The following is a 1,742-nucleotide window of genomic DNA, read 5'->3' as shown; positions in this document are numbered from 1 at the left end:
CGCAGATGCAGGCGGTTTTCATTGACCAGGCGCGTCTGCACCTGCTTCCACTCTTCCCAGGCTTCCTTCGAGATGCTTTGCCAGATGCGCGTGCCCAGCTCGCCGGGATAGGGCGGGTAGTCCAGTCCCTCGGCTTCACGCTTCAATTTCACACAGTTGACGGTACGGGCCATGATTTCGCTGCCGGAAAGTGACGATAACGCCGCATTTTAGTTCATGCCTGCAACGGTCATGCGAGATGCCCTCTGCATCGCAAGGTTGTCGCGATCAAGGCCGCGCGGAGCCGGCTTTGCCGGTCCGCGGCGGCGCCCCCTGGGGGGGCCGCCCAGGTGGGAAGCGCGTAGCGCTTCGGGAGATCACAACTTCTTGATGAAGACCAGGCTGTTGCGCGAGCGGTTGTAGTTGTGCTGCTTTTCGCGCGGCAGGTCGGCGATGCCGCCCTGCACGAAGCCGCGCTTGATGAACCAGTGCGAGGTGCGCGTGGTCAGCACGAACAGGCGCTTGGCGCCGGCCGCGCGGGCGCGCGATTCCATGTGGCGCAGCAGGATCTCGCCTTCGCCCGAGCCCTGCCATTCAGGATGCACGATCAGGCAGGCCATCTCGGCCATCTGGTCTTCGGCGAAGTTGTGCAGCGTGGCGCAGCCGTAGATCACGCCGTCGTGCTCCAGCACGGTGAAGTTCTCGACGTCACGCTCGATCACGCTGCGCGGGCGCGGCACCAGCGTGCCATCGGCTTCCAGCGGCTCGATCAGGCTCAGGATGGCGCCGACGTCGTCGATGGTGGCCGGGCGCAGGTCGTCCAGCGTGTCCTCGACCACCATGGTGCCCACGCCGTCGTGGGTGAAGATCTCCAGCAGCACGCTGCCATCCAGCGAGAAGGGCAGCAGGTGCGAGCGGGCCACGCCGCGCTTGACCGCCAGCGAGGCGAATTGCAGGAAGTAGCTGGTTTCCTCGTCCAGCGTGCCGGCGGCCAGCAGCGCGTCGGCGTCCACGCGCGCCAGTTCGGTGTCGGGCGTGCCGTCGTCGTTCAGCACGCCTTGCGAGCTGGACAGGAAGATGAGTTTCTCGGCGCGCAGCGCCACGGCCACGCTGGTGGCCAGGTCTTCCATCGCCAGGTTGAAGGCGTCGCCCGTGGGCGAGAAGCCCAGCGGCGACAGCAGCACCACCGACGAACCCTTCTCGATGGCGAACTTCAGCGCGTCCACATCGATCTTGCGGACCTGGCCGGTGTGCTTGTAGTCCACGCCGTCCAGCACGCCGGTGGGGCGGGCGGTGACGAAGTTGCCCGAGATGACCCGGATGTGCGAATGCGACATGGGCGTGTTGGGCAGGCCCTGGCTGAACGCGGCCTCGATGTCCAGGCGGATCTCGCCGGCGGCTTCCTTGGCGCATTCCAGCGCGGCGGCGTCGGTGGGCGACAGGCCACGGTCGAACTGCTGGGTATAGCCCTTCAGGCGCAGCTGTTCATTGACTTGGGGACGCGAGCCGTGCACCAGCACCAGGCGGATACCCAGCGCGGACAGCAGCGACAGATCCTGCACCAGTGTGTTCAGCGCGCCGGCCTGCACCAGCTCGCCGCCGAACGCCACCACGAACGTCTTGCCTCGGAACGCATGCACATAGGGCGCCACCTCTCGGAACCATCGGACGAATTGGGCGGGCGCGAATTCGGGGGCTTCGAGGGCGGAGACGGTGTCTGGTTCCAGGTCGGGCATGATGGGTGGTTGGGTTCCTGATATATG

General features: G+C 66.1%; 2 protein-coding genes. Both read right to left on the bottom strand.

The window, feature by feature from the left end:
• The coding region (locus tag KDH83_RS30550; RefSeq protein ID WP_212322760.1) for an oxidative damage protection protein at positions 1-173 on the bottom strand (173 nt) is incomplete at its 3' end.
• 183 nt (positions 174-356) lie between these two features.
• A complete protein-coding gene (argA, locus tag KDH83_RS30545) occupies positions 357-1,715 on the bottom strand; it encodes an amino-acid N-acetyltransferase (protein WP_212322756.1) in 1,359 nt (452 codons plus the stop codon).
• Between the last annotated feature and the right edge of the window lie 27 nt (positions 1,716-1,742).

It is taken from the genome of Achromobacter sp. Marseille-Q0513 (assembly GCF_018195695.1).
Taxonomy (GTDB): Bacteria; Pseudomonadota; Gammaproteobacteria; order Burkholderiales; family Burkholderiaceae_B; genus Achromobacter.
The sequence above is the reverse complement of the archived record's forward strand: the minus strand, read 5'-3'. Positions and strand labels throughout refer to the sequence as shown.